Annotated in this window: 15 protein-coding genes; 13 read left to right on the top strand and 2 right to left on the bottom strand. The window is 55.0% G+C overall.

The genetic code is table 11. The annotated features are described in order from the left end of the window. Nucleotides 1-54: 54 nt before the first annotated feature. The 10 genes from EUZ85_RS08600 (at nt 55) to EUZ85_RS08645 (ending at nt 10,766) form a co-directional block, all read left to right on the top strand. Nucleotides 55-627: a hypothetical protein gene (locus EUZ85_RS08600; protein WP_127968906.1), complete on the top strand. Its 573-nt coding sequence runs from the start codon at nt 55-57 to the stop codon at nt 625-627. A 50-nt stretch (nt 628-677) separates the two neighbouring features. Further along, a complete protein-coding gene (locus EUZ85_RS08605) occupies nt 678-1,499 on the top strand; it encodes an ABC transporter permease (protein WP_127968907.1) in 822 nt (273 codons plus the stop codon). A gap of 106 nt (nt 1,500-1,605) precedes the next feature. Beyond that, nucleotides 1,606-2,490 carry an ABC transporter ATP-binding protein gene (locus EUZ85_RS08610; RefSeq protein ID WP_127968908.1) on the top strand — a complete coding sequence of 295 codons (885 nt, stop codon included), beginning with the start codon at nt 1,606-1,608 and terminating at the stop codon, nt 2,488-2,490. A 17-nt stretch (nt 2,491-2,507) separates the two neighbouring features. After that, on the top strand, nt 2,508-4,226 hold the full coding sequence (locus EUZ85_RS08615; RefSeq protein WP_127968909.1) for an ABC transporter substrate-binding protein: 1,719 nt from the start codon (nt 2,508-2,510) through the stop codon (nt 4,224-4,226). Nucleotides 4,227-4,237: 11 nt separating this feature from the next. Further along, the gene (locus EUZ85_RS08620) at nt 4,238-5,023 is read left to right on the top strand and encodes a VWA domain-containing protein (RefSeq protein ID WP_127968910.1); all 786 of its coding nucleotides are present in this window, start codon (nt 4,238-4,240) and stop codon (nt 5,021-5,023) included. A gap of 36 nt (nt 5,024-5,059) precedes the next feature. Further along, the gene (locus EUZ85_RS08625) at nt 5,060-6,604 is read left to right on the top strand and encodes a phosphate ABC transporter substrate-binding/OmpA family protein (RefSeq protein ID WP_127968911.1); all 1,545 of its coding nucleotides are present in this window, start codon (nt 5,060-5,062) and stop codon (nt 6,602-6,604) included. A gap of 2 nt (nt 6,605-6,606) precedes the next feature. After that, the gene (locus tag EUZ85_RS08630) at nt 6,607-7,413 is read left to right on the top strand and encodes a hypothetical protein (protein WP_127968912.1); all 807 of its coding nucleotides are present in this window, start codon (nt 6,607-6,609) and stop codon (nt 7,411-7,413) included. Between the two features lie 13 nt (nt 7,414-7,426). Then, nucleotides 7,427-8,611 (top strand): toxic anion resistance protein, encoded by a 1,185-nt coding sequence (locus EUZ85_RS08635; protein ID WP_127968913.1) that lies wholly within the window; start codon nt 7,427-7,429, stop codon nt 8,609-8,611. A gap of 55 nt (nt 8,612-8,666) precedes the next feature. Next, complete coding sequence (locus EUZ85_RS08640) at nt 8,667-9,701, top strand: putative urea ABC transporter substrate-binding protein (RefSeq protein WP_127968914.1); 1,035 nt, start codon at nt 8,667-8,669, stop codon at nt 9,699-9,701. Nucleotides 9,702-9,977: 276 nt separating this feature from the next. Beyond that, nucleotides 9,978-10,766 carry an acyl-CoA thioesterase II gene (locus EUZ85_RS08645; protein WP_127968915.1) on the top strand — a complete coding sequence of 263 codons (789 nt, stop codon included), beginning with the start codon at nt 9,978-9,980 and terminating at the stop codon, nt 10,764-10,766. Nucleotides 10,767-10,795: 29 nt separating this feature from the next. Here EUZ85_RS08645 and EUZ85_RS08650 read toward each other — a convergent pair whose 3' ends face one another. Then, nucleotides 10,796-11,887 carry a PA0069 family radical SAM protein gene (locus tag EUZ85_RS08650; protein WP_127968916.1) on the bottom strand — a complete coding sequence of 364 codons (1,092 nt, stop codon included), beginning with the start codon at nt 11,885-11,887 and terminating at the stop codon, nt 10,796-10,798. 176 nt (nt 11,888-12,063) lie between these two features. Between EUZ85_RS08650 and EUZ85_RS08655 the strand changes: the two genes are divergently transcribed. Then, nucleotides 12,064-13,083: a phospholipase A gene (locus EUZ85_RS08655; RefSeq protein ID WP_127968917.1), complete on the top strand. Its 1,020-nt coding sequence runs from the start codon at nt 12,064-12,066 to the stop codon at nt 13,081-13,083. A 162-nt stretch (nt 13,084-13,245) separates the two neighbouring features. Next, nucleotides 13,246-14,004, top strand: coding sequence for a transglycosylase SLT domain-containing protein (locus EUZ85_RS08660; protein WP_164887207.1), 759 nt, complete (start codon nt 13,246-13,248; stop codon nt 14,002-14,004). A 110-nt stretch (nt 14,005-14,114) separates the two neighbouring features. On the opposite strand, the gene EUZ85_RS08665 is transcribed toward EUZ85_RS08660, so the two are convergent. Continuing rightward, a complete protein-coding gene (locus tag EUZ85_RS08665; RefSeq protein ID WP_041598903.1) occupies nt 14,115-14,378 on the bottom strand; it encodes a hypothetical protein in 264 nt (87 codons plus the stop codon). Between the two features lie 175 nt (nt 14,379-14,553). Here EUZ85_RS08665 and parC point away from each other — a divergent pair, with 175 nt between their 5' ends. Continuing rightward, nucleotides 14,554-16,833: a DNA topoisomerase IV subunit A gene (gene parC, locus EUZ85_RS08670; protein ID WP_127968919.1), complete on the top strand. Its 2,280-nt coding sequence runs from the start codon at nt 14,554-14,556 to the stop codon at nt 16,831-16,833. Nucleotides 16,834-16,868: the final 35 nt, after the last annotated feature.

The raw sequence follows: 16,868 nt of genomic DNA on the forward strand, positions 1-16,868 counted from the left end.
TGTGTAACTGACGTATAAACATTCGCTAGCTCGCTCAAACTCATGGAGACAACCATGGCATTACCCGAACGTGTGGCAAAATGGCACATCAAGCTGGACGATGACCAAATGACTGTGGCGGAAGCATTCGCCAGCATTCAGAGCATTGCTCTGAAACAGGAAGACATCCCGCTGATCATTCAGTTGGTGGAGAACCCCAAATTTGACATCCCTGGCGTCAATCTGTTCAACGGCGCCACCGGCCTGAAAGCGCATGATTATATCCACATCCTGCTGGGGCGTGGCGTGGCGCCAAAAGACGAAGCCTTCGTGCTTGGCTTCACCATGGGCAGCACCAACCGGGTGACGACGACGGAAGAACGTTTATACAGCTTCTTCGCCAAGTATCTGTACCCTAAGGTCTATCAGATGAATGACGAAGATCTGCAGGTATACAAAGACGCCGTGCGACTGGGCTATGTATCTGACTGTACGCCTCTGGATACGGTGGATTTTGAACAGTATTCAAGTTACACCCTGAAGGAGGCCCGCGAGGCGATTGGCCTGGAGGCCGACCTGCTGAAGGCGTATTACGCCATCGAGAAAAAGCGTTATCCGGACAGCCGGGAGTCGCAGCGGAACCTTTAAACGGCGGACGCCGACAGCCATCATTCAATAATTATTAATAAGGGATTTAGATGAAAAGACCCGCCATGCTGGGCCTGTTCGCCCAGCCGCCGCGACTGTTGAACGTGGTTCTGGCGCTGGCGCCATTTGTGATATTGATCGCGACCTATCTCATTGCTTCCGATATCCGCCTGGCCGATAACCCCAGCGACAAACTGCTGCCCAGCCTGCAACAGATGGGGGACGCCATTTACCGACTCGCCTTTGAGCCGGACCGGCGCAGCGGCGATTATGTGTTCTGGGCCGATACGCTGGCCAGTTTGCAACGTCTGGCGATAGGGCTGGCGCTCTCTACCCTGGTGGCGCTGATCATTGGCCTCAACATGGGGGCGTTCAATGGCCTCTATTCTCTGGGCAACCCCATTCTTACTTTCATTGCGATGATTCCTCCGCTGGCGCTGCTGCCGATATTGTTCATTTCCCTGGGCATTGGCGAGCTGGGTAAGGTCGCGCTTATTTTTATCGGGGTATTTCCCATCATGACCCGGGATATGGCGCTGTCCGTGCGCAGCTTCCCTCGCGAACAGGTGGTGAAAGCCAAGACTCTGGGCGCTTCCGATCTGGCGGTGGTTTACAAAATACTGCTGCCACAAATGATGCCGCGCCTGATCACAGCGTTACGTCTGAGCATTGGCTCCGCGTGGCTGTTTCTCATCGCCTCTGAAGCCATTGCGGCGACGGAAGGGTTGGGATACCGCATCTTTCTGGTGCGGCGCTATCTGAGCATGGATGTGATCATTCCCTACGTTATATGGATCACTTTGCTGGGCTTTTTGATGGACTGGGCGCTGCGCTTGATATTGAAGTGGCGTTACAAGTGGTACGAACAATAGCGGGAATCGAGCGGGACCCGCGTTTGCGGACTACCCTGATTGAATGCGGACATAGCGGAACGGACCGGCGCAGACCGGCGACGCTTGAATCTTAGGATTGGAAACGATGCAGCCATTGCTTCACATAGAAGACGTATACAAGCAGTACGGTGATAAACAGGTGCTCGACAATATTGATTTGTCGGTGCGCAAAGGGGAGTTCTGTACGGTGGTTGGGCCCAGCGGTTGTGGTAAGTCCACGCTGCTTCGACTCATCCTCGGGCAGGAGCAGCCGACTGCCGGCAAAGTGGAGATTGCCGGGGAGCCTGCGCTGTTGCCGGACCTCAGTCGCGGCATTGTGTATCAACGTTACTCCCTGTTTCCCAATCGCACCGTGCTGGAAAACGTCATGCTGGGCAAGACGTTGACGCAGGGGCAATGGTGGAATCCCTGGTATCGCAACAAGGCCCACGAAGAAGAGGCGATGGCGATGCTGGCCCAGGTGCGCCTGACGGATGCGGCGCGCAAGTATCCCCATGAACTGTCCGGCGGCATGCAGCAACGGGTGGCCATCGCCCAGGCGCTGATCATGAAGCCGCCCATTCTGTTGATGGACGAACCCTTTGGCGCTCTGGACCCGGACACCCGCGCGGACCTGCAGGTGCATCTGTTGGAGTTATGGGAAAAGGAACAACTGACGGTGTTCTTCGTGACTCACGACATGCATGAGGCCTGCTTGCTGGGGACGCGGCTGCTGGTGCTGTCCCAGTATTATTCTGATGACCGGGGCGATCGCCACTTCGTCGGCCGGGGCGGCAAAATCGTTGCGGATCACCCCCTGCCGAAGGTGGCCACCAGCCGTGAGGTCATGCACACGGACGCCTTCAAAGAATTAATAGAACAAGTGAAGCAGGAAGGGTTTGATCCTGAATACCTGCAACACGTCAAAGATTTCAACCTCAAACATCCGGACTCATTCCAAACCTTGCTGGATGCGGAATATCGACGGTAAGTTATAAGGAATCCATTATGGTTAAACGCTCTCTTATTTCGGTACTGGCGCTGTTGGCTACCGCCTTCAGCGTGCTTTCCCACGCCAAACCCACTTACGTTGACTACAAGCCGATCAGCGAAGTGGTCAAGCTCAATGTGGGTGAAGTGAACACCCGCAGCCTCAGTGCGCCGGTCATTACCTGGGGCGGCGATATCGCCACGCTGCTGGCCAATGGCAATCAGACGCAAACCGCGAAAGGCTCCATTTTCGACAAGAAAGGCCTGCAACTGAAACTTTACCGGGAAGACGCCTTCGTCAATCAGGTTAAAAGCTATGTGGCCGGCGAAACGCCTTTCTTGCGTGGCACGGTAGGCATGATCAGCGCGGCGGCGGAGCTGTTGAATAAAGACCCGCGCACGCAGCCGGTGGTGATTTATCAACTGACCTGGTCTTCGGGCGGCGATGCATTGGTAGTGAAGTCCAATATTCGCAACGCCAAGGACTTGAAGGGTAAAACCATCGCGATTCAGGCGTATGGTCCCCATGTGGATTACGCCGCTCGTATTCTCAAAGATGCAGGCTTGAGCTTCAAAGACGTCAACGTTCGCTGGCTGCCTGACCTGACCGGCACCAACAATGCGCCCATGGCGGCGTTTTATGAGCAGGATGTGGACGCGGCGTTCGTCATTATCCCTGACGCATTGGCGCTGACCTCCGGCGGCAATGTCGGCTCCGGCTCTGAAGATTCGGTAAAAGGCGCGCGCATTCTGTTGTCCACCCGTACTGCGGACAAGGTTATCGCCGACGTCTATGCGGTAAGAAAGGACTACTTCGACGCCCATCGCAGTGAAGTGGAAGCCTTTGTCGCCGGCCTGCTCGAAGGCGAAGAGGCGCTGGGCAAGCTGTTCCAGAACAAAACCAAAGACGTCAAACCTTACCGGACCATGTTGGCGGCGTCGGGCAAACTGCTGCTGGACAGCGAAGAAGCCACCGCTGATGTGGAAGGCCTGTTCGCGGACGCGACCTTTGTCGGCCTGCAAGGTAACAAGCAATTCTTTACCGATAGCAACTACCCCCGTCGCTTCGACGCCCTGAGCAGTGAAGTACAAACCGGTTTGCAACAGGCAGGTATTCTAAGCAAGCCGGCGACGCTGGCGAAAGCGGCCTTCGACTATGGTTTCCTGGGCGCGGCGGTCAATGTCAAAGCGGAAGCAGCCAAGCCCCGTTTCGATGAGGAGAAGGTAGCGCAGCTGGTGAATCAGCGTCAGCAGCAACAGAGTCTGGCTGAGGGAGAACTGTTCTCTTTCGAGGTCTTCTTCCAACCGAACCAGAAGTCCTTCTCTATCGACCTGTATCAGGACTCCTTTGATAAGGTGGTCGAGCTGGCCAGCACCTATGGCGGCGCCATCATCACTGTGGAAGGCAACTCCGACCCGATGGAGTACCTGCGCGCCAAGAAAAAAGGCGAGCAGGCGGTAGTGCTGGGACGCATCAAACAGTCCGCCCGCAACCTGAGTCTGGCTCGCGCGCAGGAAGTACGCGACAACATCATTCAATATGCGGCGGGCAAGAATATCAGTCTGGACCCATCCCAGTTCGCGGTGGTGGGCAACGGCATCGCCAACCCGAAAACCGGTATTTGCGGCGCGGAGCCCTGCGCGCCCAAAAACCAGCAGGAATGGCGTTCGAATATGCGGGTCGAGTTCCGCATTATTCAGGTTGAAGCTGAATCCGACGTATTCATGCCGCTGTAAGGGGATATGCGATGTTGAAGAAACTTTCAGTCTGTATCGCCCTGGCGGCGCTGGCGGGGTGCGATAGCTCCTCCTCGCCGGCCTCGTCCTCCGCTCCGGCGGCGACAGCCGAGACGAAGCCTGCGCAGGCGGCTAAACCTACGGCGCTTTACGGTATGCGCCCGGCGGATAACCTTTGGCCGGCGACAAGGGAACAAAGCGAATTGAGCGACAACCTGCTGGCGAAGAACTACTACATTGTGTTCGACGGCTCCGGCAGCATGGACAATACCGATTGCGGCGACGGCAAGCGTAAGCTGGATGTGGCTAAAACCGCAGTGAAAAAGTTTGTTGAACAGCTACCGGCTGACGCCAATGTGGGAGTTTACGCTTTTGACGGGCAGGGCGTTGGCGAACGCACCCATCTCGCCACGGAGAATCGTCCGGTAGTGAAACAGATGATTGACCAGTTGGTCGCCGGCGGCGGTACGCCGCTGTCCGCTGGCCTGGAGGACGGCGAAGCCGCGTTGACCGCGCAGGCGGGCAAGCAGCTGGGATATGGCGAATATCACTTGGTGATCATCACTGACGGACTGGCCAGCCGCGGTTATGAAACCGACGGGGCGGTGCAGTCTATTCTGCAGAATACGCCGATTAATATTCACACTATTGGATTCTGTATCGGCGACGATCACTCCTTACATCAGCCCGGGTTGACCTTTTACCGCTCTGCGAGCGACCCGGACAGTCTGATGGCGGGGCTGAATGAAGTATTGGCCGAAGCGCCGGACTTCACGCTCCTGGAATTTCAACAATAGAACGCAAGGCGACCTCAGGCAGTAGAGACTGGATGCATGAAAGCGCACGTTAAGATAGTAATCATCCTGCTGTTGGGCGGGCTGCTGGTGATGGCGGGAGTCAAAATATTCCTGCTGCAATCCCAGGAGGACCGTCAACTGCAGACCACAGACGCCAAGAACACCAAGGGGACCATTCGCCTGGCCAGGGATAGCTGGGTGGGCTACTTCCCCTTGTGTTCGCCGGAAATGAATGCGCGCCTGCGCCGCCTGGGCTATCTGCTCGAATGCGTGGATGACCAGGCCGACTATCAGGACCGTTTCAAGCGCCTGAGCAAAGGCGAGTACACCTTTATCGTCGCCACGGTGGACAGTTATGTGCAAAACGGGGCGGGGGTGAACTATCCCGGCCCTATTATCTCTGTCATCGACGAAAGCAAGGGCGGCGACGCTATTGTGGCGCGTCAGTCCAAAGTGGCGGGCATTGAGGATTTGCGAAGCGCAAACGGCGTCAAAGTGGCGTTTACGCCGAACTCGCCGAGTGAACATCTGTTAAGGGCGATTCGCAGCCATTTTGACCTGACCGCGTTGAATCAGTCGACCTCCTGGAAACTGCCGACCAACGGCTCCGGCGAGGCGCTGGACGCGCTGCTCAAAGGGCAGGCTGACGTGGCGGTGGTGTGGGAGCCTGAAGTGACCCGGGCCTTGTCCAACGACGGCATTGTGCGTCTGTTGGGCACCGAGGACACCCAGAAGCTGATTGTGGATGTGCTGGTGGCCAACGCCACGGTGCTGCGTAAGGACCCGGAGATGGTGTCAGTGTTCCTGAAAGCGTATTACCAGACGCTGCAGCATTATCGTCGCAATCAGGATGAGCTGGTGAAAGCGCTGCGTGACGAATATGACCTCGACGCCAAACAGTCCAAAGAACTCCTGAGCGGTGTGGAATGGAAGAGCCTGACCGAAAATGCGGAAGACTGGTTTGGCGTTGGACGCCGCAACGCGGGTCGCGAGTATCTGGTGGACACCATCGAGTCGGCGGTGGGTATTCTGCTCGACGACAAAGTGTTCAGCCGCAATCCCATACCGAACAACGATCCTTATCGACTGCTCACCAGCGCCCCCATCAAAGAGCTTTACGACACCCTGGCCACGGGTGAGTTCGCCGGCGAAAGCAGTTCTGCGGAGAAAGCGCGTTTTCGCGCGCTGGCCGCGTCGGAGTGGGAACGCCTGCGGGAGTTCGGCGCGCTGAAAGTGCGTCCGATTATCTTCGCCAGCGGAACGTCAGAGCTGACCCTGGAAGGCAAGCGTGAAGTGGATCTGTTGATGGAAAACCTGCAGCACTACCCGAACTTCCGCGTGGAAATTCGCGGACATACTGGCGTCAGGGGCGATGCGGAAGCGAACAAACGGCTTTCCCTGGACCGTGCCGAAGCGGTGTATCGCTATATCGAAGTCACCTATGAAATCGATCCGAACCGGTTCCGCTTTGTTGGTTTTGGCGGTGAAAAACCACTGCCGCAACTGCCGAACGAATCGTTGCGCGCCTACAACTACCGCCTGCCGAGGGTGGAAATCGTTCTGGTGAGCGGAGAAATCTAGGTATGACCTTTGACACCAAAGCGATCAAACCCGCCAAAATCAAAGCGGAGACGCTGAAAACCTCGCTGACCCAACCGGTGACGCTATATCCCGCTTTGGTCGGCTTTTTGGGCGGCGCTGCGACCATGCTTTTCGGTGTGGGCGGCGCGACGCTGGGCGCCCTGGTGGGCGGCGCCGTATTGGCGCTGGGCGGCTGGTCCTGGGAGTATTTCGCCAAAGGCGGAACTCACGCCAATCGCTACATTGAGCGGTACCGCAAAGCGCTGGAAGCGCAGCGCAAACAGGCCATCGCTCACCTTAATACGGAGTTGTCTAAACTGAATGCGGACGACGCTATCCAGCAACTACAGTTATTTCAGAAGAAGTTTGAGATCTTCAATCAGGTGCTCAATCGCAAACTGCAGTCCACGGAACTGACATATAACCGCTATCTGGCCATGGCGGAGCAGGTGTATCTGAACGGCCTGGATAATCTGGAAGGCGTCTCTCTGTCCCTCCAGTCAGTCAGCGCGATTGATCGGGTCGCTATCGAAAGCAAGCTGCAGCGCATGGATGGCGTTGTTTCGGCGGAAGCGGAAAGAACCCGTGAGCAGCTGCGCGGTCGCTTGCATTTGTTCGACGAGCAAATGCAGCGGGTGCGCTCCCTTTATGCGGAAAACGAGGAAGCCTTGACCAAACTGGATCAGGTCAGCGCCCGCCTCGCCAACACGGATTTCAGTAGCGGTCGCGCCGCCATGGATATGGAGCAAGCGATCAAGGAACTGACCACACTAATTGAAAACTCGCAGCAATATGCGCAAAAAAAGTGATGAGGAATAACCAGTGAGCAATTTAATCCTGACCGAGAAAGAGAAAATAGAGAAGCAGGTCATTGCGGAAACCTCCAAATCTGAAGAGGTTGATCCCAAGCTACAGGCGCAGGCTGACGAGCTGGTGGAGAAATTGGTCGGCATCGATCTTCGCAATCTGGACCAGCGTGACGCCCAGGCGCGGGCTGTGGCCAATCTGGGTGAAACCGTCACTCGCAATATGGCGCAGCAAAGCGCGATGTTGAAACAGCCTATGGCCAATCTGTTGCGTGACGCTCAGGACGGCGGCCCGGTGGCGCAAGGACTGTTGACGTTGCAGGAGCAAGTGACCGACATCAACCCGAATCGGGTTGATTTCAATATGGGCGGTATTCGTCGACTGCTGTCGATGATCCCTGGCGTAGGTACGCCTCTGGCGCGCTGGTTCGCTCGCTATCAGAGCGTTGAAGGCGTGATTCAGGATATCGTGGCGACGCTGAAAGACGGCAAGTCGCAGCTGGAGCGGGATAACGTCACCTTGCGCAACGATCAGAAGCGCATGCGCGAGCTGACCTTCCTGCTGCAGGACTACATCAAGCTGGGGCAACTGCTGGATAGACAACTGACTTCTCAGGTAGAGCGTCAGGAAGATGAGGAGAAGCGTAAGTTTCTGGAAGAGGAAGTACTGTTTCCGTTGCGTCAACGCATTATCGATTTGCAGCAGATGCTGGCGGTAAACCAGCAAGGCGTGTTGTCCACTGAAGTTATCATCCGCAACAACCAGGAGCTGGTTCGCGGCGTTGATCGCGCCTGCAATGTCACGGTGACGGCGTTGTCCACGGCTTCCACGCTGGCGCTGGCGTTACAGGCGCAGAAGAAGGTGTTGAAAGGCGTGCAGGCGGTGACTCAAACCACCAATGACCTGATCGCCGAAACCGCCAGTACGCTGCGCACTCAGGGCGTGGAGATTCAAAAGCAGGCGTCTCAGGCGCAGCTGGACATCAATACTTTGAAGAAAGCCTTTACTGATGTACAGGCCGCTCTGGAAGAACTCAGCAGCTTCCGTCGCAACGCCTTGCCCAAGATGGCGCAGTCTATTGTGGATATGGATGACCTGAGCGGCAAAATGGAGAAATCCATCCAGAAAATGGAAGGGGCGGAAGAAGCCCGCGTTTCTCTGGAAGACGCCATTGAAATTATTGATATCAATAAAGAATAACCGGCTGTCCGTTACTGATGACGGACGCAATACTTTGCAACAAGGAAAAAAATTTATGGTACGAAGCATAACCTCCATCATGATGTGTCTGGCGGTATCCGCCTCCGCTTCAGCGGCGGATAAGTTCAAACTGGCCTGGTCCCACTACACTGGCTGGGAACCCTGGGGCTACGCAGCGGATCAAGGCATCGTCAAAAAGTGGGCGGACAAGTACGGCATTGAAATTGAAGTGCAGTTGATCAATGACTACGTCGAGTCCATCAACCTGTATACCGCCAGCGACTTCGATGCAGTCACCGCCACCAATATGGATGCGTTGACGATTCCCTCCGTCAGCGGCGTGGATACCCAGGCGATTATCGTAGGCGATTATTCCAACGGCAACGACGGCATCGTGGTGAAAAGCGCGCACAGCGTGGCGGAGTTGAAAGGGCGGGAAATCAATCTGGTGGAATTCTCCGTTTCCCACTACATGCTGGCGCGTGCGCTGGATAAAAACGGCATGTCTGAAAGAGACGTCAAGGTAGTGAATACCTCCGATGCGGACATCGCCAGCGCCTTCATTTCCAGTTCCAAGGGCGCGGTAGTGACCTGGAATCCACCTTTGCAGCAGGCGCGCAACGCCAAAGGCGCACAGATGATTTTTGACTCTTCCATGATTCCAGGTGAAATTCTCGATATCACATTTGTGAAGACAGACGCTGATGAGCGCTTCAAAAAAGCGCTTACCGGCGCCTGGTATGAAACCATGGCGATCATAAGCGGCGGCGCCGGCAGTAAAGAAGCGGTTGAGCATATGGCGGAAGCCACTGGCGCGACGGTTCCTGAGTTTAAAGCCCAACTGCGCACCACCGCGATGTTCTACACACCCGCCGAAGCCCGCGACTACACTAAATCCGACGCAATTGAGAAGACCATGGAATACGTGCGTCAGTTCAGCTTCGACAAAGGTTTGTTTGGCGCTACCGCGCAGTCGGCTGACTTTGTCGGCATTGAGTTCGATAACGGCAAAGTGCTGGGTGACGAGAAGAACGTCAAGCTGCGCTTTACCAGTAAATATATGGACATGGCCGCACAGGGCTCCCTGTAACAGGCTTTGTGTCGTAGCGGGCGGGAAAAGGTGATGTCCCGCCCGTACAGGCTTCGGCTTTCAGCTTTGAGTCGGTGGAATCGAAACCGGCTGGAAGGGAATCGGTGGAGCCTTGCAATTTAAAGTTAATGTTGTAAACATCGTTCGGTCGCTGATGACGGCGACCGGCGAATAACGCCCGATCCTGTGTGCGCCTGTTGGCGTGTAGCAGTATGACGTCAGGAGGCCAGGACATTTTTCGTCATGAAGCAATGTAAGCAATAAAGGTGAATTCCAATGCTTTTTTCCAAGCTCCTGGGAGAAGTTAGCGACTCAGTATGCGATGTAGAAATCGCCGAGGACTGGTCCCAAGGTCGCTCGACCTTTGGAGGGCTGGTGGCGGCGTTTATCTACGAAGCCATGCGCCAGTCGCTCTCCGAGGATCGCCCTCTGCGTGAATTTAATATCTCGTTCGTCTCCCCCGTCGCCCCAACTAGATTAACCGTCGCCAGTGAGTTATTGCGCGAAGGCGGTTCAGTCAGCCAAGTGTTGGGCCGCGCAATTCAACAAGGGGAAGTGAAAGCCACTGCTTTCGCCAGCTTCGGCAAGGCGCGGGACACCATCATCAATGCGTCCGGCGAAGCGACGCCAGAAGCGAAGGTTCCCGATCAGTGTATTGAAATGCCATACATCAAAGGCGTCACGCCCGAATTTACGCAGCATTTCAACTACTACTACGCCTACGGCAACCTGCCGTTCTCCGGCGTGCAGTCGAGAGAAATGGGGGGATGGGTGCGCTTCCGTCAGCCGGAGCCAGCGATGACTCTGGGTCACATTCTTGGGTTGGTGGACGCCTGGCCGCCAGCGACATTGCCCTGGGTGAAAACGCCGGCTCCCGCCAGTACGCTGACCTGGTCTATCCAGTTCCCGCAGCCAACGCCAACCATACAACCGGATGAGCTGTGTCTGTATAAGGCTTACGTTGAGCACGCTTCGGAAGGGTATGCTTATACCCGCTCCAAGTTGTGGAACGCCAACGGCGAATTGGTGGCGCTCAGCCAGCAGACCGTAACGGTATTCGGCTAAGCCCTGCCGAGCGAGCCGTGCGGCTCGCTCTACAAGGAAAACAGGTCTATCTGTCTGGATGCGCCGGGCGGCGTGAACAAGTCCGTACGCAATGGGGAATCCCGTCGTAAATTAAGTCCATTGCGCTTGGCGGCAATGCTGAAGCGTTGTTCGATCAGACGTGCGAAGTGTCCTACGCCGCTTTGGCGGGTACGGAAATCGGACTGATACAGCTCGCCATTTCTGCACTCCCTCAGTAAGTTGAGCGCTTTCTCCTTGCGCAGCGGATAGTGCTGTTGCAGCCAGCTTTCGTAAAGCTCCTTTAGCTGATGAGGCAAACGTAACAGGATATAGCCGGCATTGAGCGCGCCGGCGTTGGCGCATTGGGTGACGATATCTTCAATCTCCGGGTCGTTGATGCCGGGGATTACCGGCGCCACCATGACGCCAACGGGGATGCCTTCCCGGCGTAAGGTCTCAATCGCTTTGAGACGCGCTTTGGGGCTCGCCGCGCGGGGTTCCAGGATATTTTTCAGCTTCACGTCCATGGTGGTGACGCTGATCATGACTTTGACCAGATTCTGAAACGCCAGCTCCCGCAGCAGGTCAATATCGCGCAGTATGAGGTTGCTCTTGGTGATCAGCGTAACCGGGTGCTTGGTGTCGACCATGACATTGAGCAGACTGCGGGTGATTTTTAGTTGCCGTTCGGAGGGCTGATAGGGGTCGGTGTTGCCGCCGATAGCAATGGTTTCGCAGCGGTAATTGCGCTGATCCAGAAAGATGCGCAGCTTTTCCGCTGCATTGGTTTTGCAGTAGATCTTGGTTTCAAAGTCGAGGCCCAGCGACAGGTCCAGATACTCATGGCTGGGGCGGGCGTAGCAGTAGACGCATCCGTGTTCGCATCCCTGATAAGGATTGATGGAGTAGGTGAAGGGAATATCGGGGGAATTATTCTTGCTGACAATGGACTGACAGCTTTGCTGGATATATTCCGTTTGCGGGTGCTTCTGATAAGCTTCGTCGTGGACTTCACTCCATGCGGCGATTTCAGCGGGATCGCTCTCGCTGCGTTGCGGGTGAAAACGATTGTGTGGATTGGTCCCGGTTCCACGCCCTTTGTTTGCTTCGCCGTATTGCATAACCTGCCTCCAAGATACTGTTTAAATGTACAGTATTTTGTCTGGGGACGGCAACAGGAATTTTCTGCGGTATGTTCGGATCGTAATTTCGGGCTCAAACATAAATGATTGTAAGCTTTCGCGTATGATGTTAAATACGCTTTGGCTTCAGTGGGTTAGGATGAAATGGTGATTTAATGCGTTGGGGATTGTGTCTTTTGCTACTCGGGGCGGCGACGGTTTTCGCCGAAGAAAACGAGACGCCTATATTGGCGTGCTATGAGCTGGAGGATGTACAGCAACGCCTGATTTGTTATGACAGCGTAGCCAAATCCCTGGGTAAGGAAGACGCCCCCCAAACGGGCGGGGTAGAGGACCAGAACGATGATCCCCTCGGCGATATCCGGCAGCCCAGCGATATCGATAAGCGCCTGGAGTTTGAAACGACTTTCTCCGACAACCGTTTCCTTATTATCCCCCACAAGCCCAACTATCTGCTGTTGTACTCCTATGTGGACGACCCCAACGAGATGCCATACAGCCCGACCAGAGAGCCTAGTATGGACCTGGAGAGCCAAAAGCATTCGGAGACCAAATTCCAGATCAGTTTCAAAGTGCAATTGGCGCGTAACTTTATCCCCGAGCCTATGAGCCTCTGGTTCGCTTATACCCAGGTCTCGTTTTGGCAGCTGTATAACCAGTCTCTGTCCGCACCTTTCCGGGAAACTAATTACGAGCCCGAACTGATCTTTTTGTTCCGTAATAACCTGAGCCTGTTTGGCTATACCTCCGAGCATTATGTGCTGGGGTTGAGCCATCAGTCGAATGGGCGCACCGAACCGACGTCGCGGAGCTGGAATCGCATCTACACGGCGTTCCTGTTCAATCAGGGAAGTATGACTTTCAGCGTCAAACCCTGGTGGCGTCTGCCGGAAAGCGGGGATGACGACGACAACCCCGATATCCACAACTATATGGGGTACGCCGAGTTTGGGGCGACCTATAAACATAATGAGAACGTGGCCAGCATGCGCCTGTTCAACAACTTCCGCCGCGATGACAACCACACGACGGTGCAACTGTCCTATAGTTTTCCGCTGCAGGGGCGTTTGAAAGGTTACATCGAGTATTACGATGGCTATGGCGAGAGTTTGATTGACTATAACCACCGCACGCAAAGGATTGGTTTTGGAGTGCTGCTCACAGACTGGTATTAATTGTCTGATAAGCCCGCCGGCCCGACGCTATCGCGCCGGCGAGGTTTTTAATTATTTTGCTTTTGCTTAATTTTCAATAACAAAATACCAACGCGGCTTAAACAGCTTAAATTCCCCCGAAAATTAGAATGGCTCCATATAGATGTGATGGAGAAAGTGGGAATGAAGCAGAAAGTTGTCGCCGCTCATCCTTTAATTGAACAATATATCACGCCACTGTTTATCGCATTTATCGCCGCCTGTATGCTCGGCCTGGTAGTTAGCGCCTGGCGCTTTGGGGGAATGCAGAGTCTGTTTAATGCTCAACCCAGTCATGGACAGTTACTGCCAGACGCCGACGCCTTGCACGCCGCCTACTATTCCAATGCTGATCCTATTCACGATGCGGATCGCTTTCCTGGTCATGTGCCTCAATACGCTTACGCCAAAGAAGTGCGCAAGGTGGCGGTGGAGCTGGATATGGAAGAACGTCTGCTATACGCCGTCGCCAGAACGGAATCCAGTTTGCGTCCAGACGTGCGCAGCGAAAAGGGCGCTATGGGCCTGATGCAGGTGGTGGCGGGAGCGGGAGGTCGTGAAGCCTACAAGCGTCTGTACAAAAAGTCGCGAAATCCTACGGAAAAAGAACTGGCTGACCCTTATACCAATCTCAAACTGGGCGGCGCTTATCTGAAAATTCTGAGACATCGCTATTTTGGTCAGGTTGAAGATCGAACGGCGCAGACCATGCTGGTTCTGGCGGCCTACAACTGGGGACCAAGCAATGTACGACGTAAAATCGTTGGAAAGTCCCCAGTACAAACTCGGGAGCAAGTGTTAAAAGCGCTGCAGCAGGACGCGCCCACGGAGACGTACCAGTACGTCAGAAAAGTAATGCGCTATATGGATGAGTTCGCCAGACTTTCCGGTCGGCCCGCGTAGGCTTATTGTTTTTAGTCGCCTGCGGTGACTCGGGTTTCCAGCCTGTGGAAAGTGACGTTAGGAATGAGCGTATAAGCTCTTATTATGAATGAGAGGGCGGATAAATCCGGCTACTGCTTTTTCTTGATGGTTCTTACTGCGGCGATAATACTCGCCAAAACGATACTGGCGCTTAAGTAGTAAGGCGCCGCCTGCCAATGTCCTGAAATGAGATAATCCATCGCCATCATCACCAGGAACGCACTCATGCAAAATGGAAACAGGAACGGGGCCAGTTTGGCTCCGAGCACTGGAAATTTTGCTGGAAGCTGTGGAGCGGAAGGCTTAGCTGCGGCCAACTGCTCTTTCTGTTGCACGAAAATTTTGAATAACAAGTTAGCCTCCTTTGTTAAATGGAGTGAGGCGATCTTAGTGATTGCGGACCTTGCTCAAAATGCGTACAAGCCGCTACGTAGCAATGCGAATTTGACTTTATCTTGGGCCAGACCTTGCGTAGAGTACGGGTTTTGACAAATTCGAATGACGAGCTGAGCGAGCATTTAAGAATCTATGAGCATGATGTTTGAAGAGGGGATTGAGCGTCGTCCGCTAAAGGAATATACGGAAAAAGCCTACCTTGATTATTCCATGTACGTCATTCTGGATCGGGCGCTTCCCCATATCGGCGATGGCCTGAAGCCGGTGCAACGGCGCATTGTTTACGCCATGTCCGAACTTGGCCTGAGCGCCGCCTCCAAGCACAAAAAATCCGCCCGTACTGTCGGGGATGTGTTGGGTAAATTCCATCCTCACGGCGATTCCGCCTGTTATGAAGCCATGGTGTTGATGGCGCAGCCTTTTTCCTATCGTTATCCATTGATTGATGGGCAGGGCAACTGGGGCTCCGCGGATGATCCCAAGTCCTTCGCCGCCATGCGTTACACCGAAGCCCGTCTGGCGAAATACGCGGAAGTGTTGTTGAGCGAAATCGGGCAGGGCACAGTTGATTGGGTTCCCAACTTCGACGGCAGCCTGGACGAGCCTTCTTTATTGCCCGCCCGACTACCCAACCTGTTATTGAATGGCACTACAGGTATCGCCGTAGGTATGGCGACGGACATTCCGCCCCATAACCTGCGGGAAGTGACCCAAGCCTGTATCCATATGTTGGATCACCCGAAAGCCACAGTGGAAGAGCTGTGTGAATATATAGAAGGACCGGACTTTCCGTCTGGTGGGGAAATCGTCACCTCTCGCAGCGATCTGCGGCAGATTTACGAGACGGGTCGCGGCTCCGTCAAAATGCGTGCGAAATACACAAAAGAAGGTCAGGACATCGTCGTCACCGAGCTTCCGCACCAAGTGTCCGGCGCCCGCATCATGGAGCAAATCGCCCAGCAAATGCAGGCCAAGAAGCTGCCCATGGTGGCGGACCTGCGGGATGAGTCCGATCATGAGAATCCGACTCGACTGGTCATTATTCCTCGCTCCAATCGCATTGACGCAGAGCCTCTGATGGCGCATTTGTTCGCCACCACTGATCTGGAAAAGAACTATCGGGTCAACCTCAATGTAGTGGGCCTGGACGGACGTCCTGCGGTCAAAGACCTGCGCGTGCTGCTGCAGGAATGGCTGACGTTCCGCACGCAAACAGTCAGGCGCAGACTGGAGTATCGCTTACAGAAAGTATTGGCGCGCCTGCATATTTTGGAAGGCTTGTTGGTCGCGTTCCTGAATATCGATGAAGTCATTGCCATCATTCGTAGCGAAGACAAGCCGAAGCCGGTCCTGATGGAGCGTTTTGGCTTGAGCGATGTGCAGGCTGAGTACGTTCTGGATACGAAGTTACGGCAACTGGCCCGCCTGGAAGAAATGAAAATCAGGGCGGAGCAGGATGAGCTGGAGAAAGAACGCAAAAAGCTTGAAGACATCCTGGGGTCTGAAGCCAAGCTGCGCAAGCTGGTCAAGACGGAGCTGAAACAGGATATGGAGACGTTTGGCGACGAGCGCCGTTCTCCCATTGTTGAGCGAAAAGAAGCGCAGGCATTCAGCGAAACTGACTTGATCGCCTCTGAGCCGGTCACCGTGGTGTTGTCGGAGAAGGGCTGGGTGCGGGCCGCCAAAGGCCATGATATCGACGCCCAAGGCCTTAGCTATAAAGCCGGCGACAAGTTTCTCGCCGCCGCCAAGGGGCGCAGTCATCAGAATGCCATCTTCCTTGACGATACCGGACGTTCCTACTGTGTGGCGGCGCATTCGCTGCCGTCCGCCAGAGGGCAGGGCGAGCCGCTTACCGGACGGGTCAATCCGCCTTCCGGCGCGGGCTTTACCCATGTGCTGATGGGACCTGACTCCATGAAAGTGGTGCTGGCGTCAGATGCGGGGTACGGCTTTGTGGCCAAGCTGGAAGATTTGCAATCGAAGAATCGTGCTGGCAAGGCTTTGATTTCCTTGCCGAAAGGCGCGTGCGTATCGCCGCCGATTCTGTTGGAAAGGCAAAACAATCCTCACTTGGTGGCGATCAGTAATGAAGGACGAATGCTGGTGTTTCCTGTGAGTGAACTTCCAGAGCTGGCCAAAGGCAAGGGCAACAAGATCATCGGTATCCCCAGTGCTCGTGCGCAAGCTCGTGAAGAAGTCATGAGCAATCTGGCGGTGGTGGGTGAAAAAGACACCTTGGTGCTGCACGCTGGCAAACGTTTCCTCAAACTGACTTTCGATGATTTGAGCCATTATCTGGGCGAGCGCGGTCGCCGTGGGCATAAATTGCCCCGTGGCCTGCAACGGGTCGACCGAGTGGAAATCATCGTTGATGAAAGCGCCGAACCGGTATCCCCGGAAGGCGAGTGAATCACTTCTGCACGCGCCCGTCCGGGCGCGCGATG

Origin of the sequence: Hahella sp. KA22, from assembly GCF_004135205.1 — a bacterium.
Lineage (GTDB): Bacteria > Pseudomonadota > Gammaproteobacteria > Pseudomonadales > Oleiphilaceae > Hahella.

What these genes read in the sequence shown, in the direction of transcription:
- EUZ85_RS08620 (WP_127968910.1), top strand. Translation starts at nt 4,238, where the DNA reads ATGTTGAAGAAACTTTCAGTCTGTATCGCCCTGGCGGCGCTGGCGGGG.
- EUZ85_RS08615 (WP_127968909.1), top strand. Translation starts at nt 2,508, where the DNA reads ATGGTTAAACGCTCTCTTATTTCGGTACTGGCGCTGTTGGCTACCGCC.
- EUZ85_RS08660 (WP_164887207.1), top strand. Translation starts at nt 13,246, where the DNA reads ATGAAGCAGAAAGTTGTCGCCGCTCATCCTTTAATTGAACAATATATC.
- EUZ85_RS08625 (WP_127968911.1), top strand. Translation starts at nt 5,060, where the DNA reads ATGAAAGCGCACGTTAAGATAGTAATCATCCTGCTGTTGGGCGGGCTG.
- EUZ85_RS08605 (WP_127968907.1), top strand. Translation starts at nt 678, where the DNA reads ATGAAAAGACCCGCCATGCTGGGCCTGTTCGCCCAGCCGCCGCGACTG.
- parC (WP_127968919.1), top strand. Translation starts at nt 14,554, where the DNA reads ATGAGCATGATGTTTGAAGAGGGGATTGAGCGTCGTCCGCTAAAGGAA.
- EUZ85_RS08610 (WP_127968908.1), top strand. Translation starts at nt 1,606, where the DNA reads ATGCAGCCATTGCTTCACATAGAAGACGTATACAAGCAGTACGGTGAT.
- EUZ85_RS08650 (WP_127968916.1), bottom strand. Translation starts at nt 11,887, where the DNA reads ATGCAATACGGCGAAGCAAACAAAGGGCGTGGAACCGGGACCAATCCA.
- EUZ85_RS08640 (WP_127968914.1), top strand. Translation starts at nt 8,667, where the DNA reads ATGGTACGAAGCATAACCTCCATCATGATGTGTCTGGCGGTATCCGCC.
- EUZ85_RS08630 (WP_127968912.1), top strand. Translation starts at nt 6,607, where the DNA reads ATGACCTTTGACACCAAAGCGATCAAACCCGCCAAAATCAAAGCGGAG.
- EUZ85_RS08645 (WP_127968915.1), top strand. Translation starts at nt 9,978, where the DNA reads ATGCTTTTTTCCAAGCTCCTGGGAGAAGTTAGCGACTCAGTATGCGAT.
- EUZ85_RS08600 (WP_127968906.1), top strand. Translation starts at nt 55, where the DNA reads ATGGCATTACCCGAACGTGTGGCAAAATGGCACATCAAGCTGGACGAT.
- EUZ85_RS08655 (WP_127968917.1), top strand. Translation starts at nt 12,064, where the DNA reads ATGCGTTGGGGATTGTGTCTTTTGCTACTCGGGGCGGCGACGGTTTTC.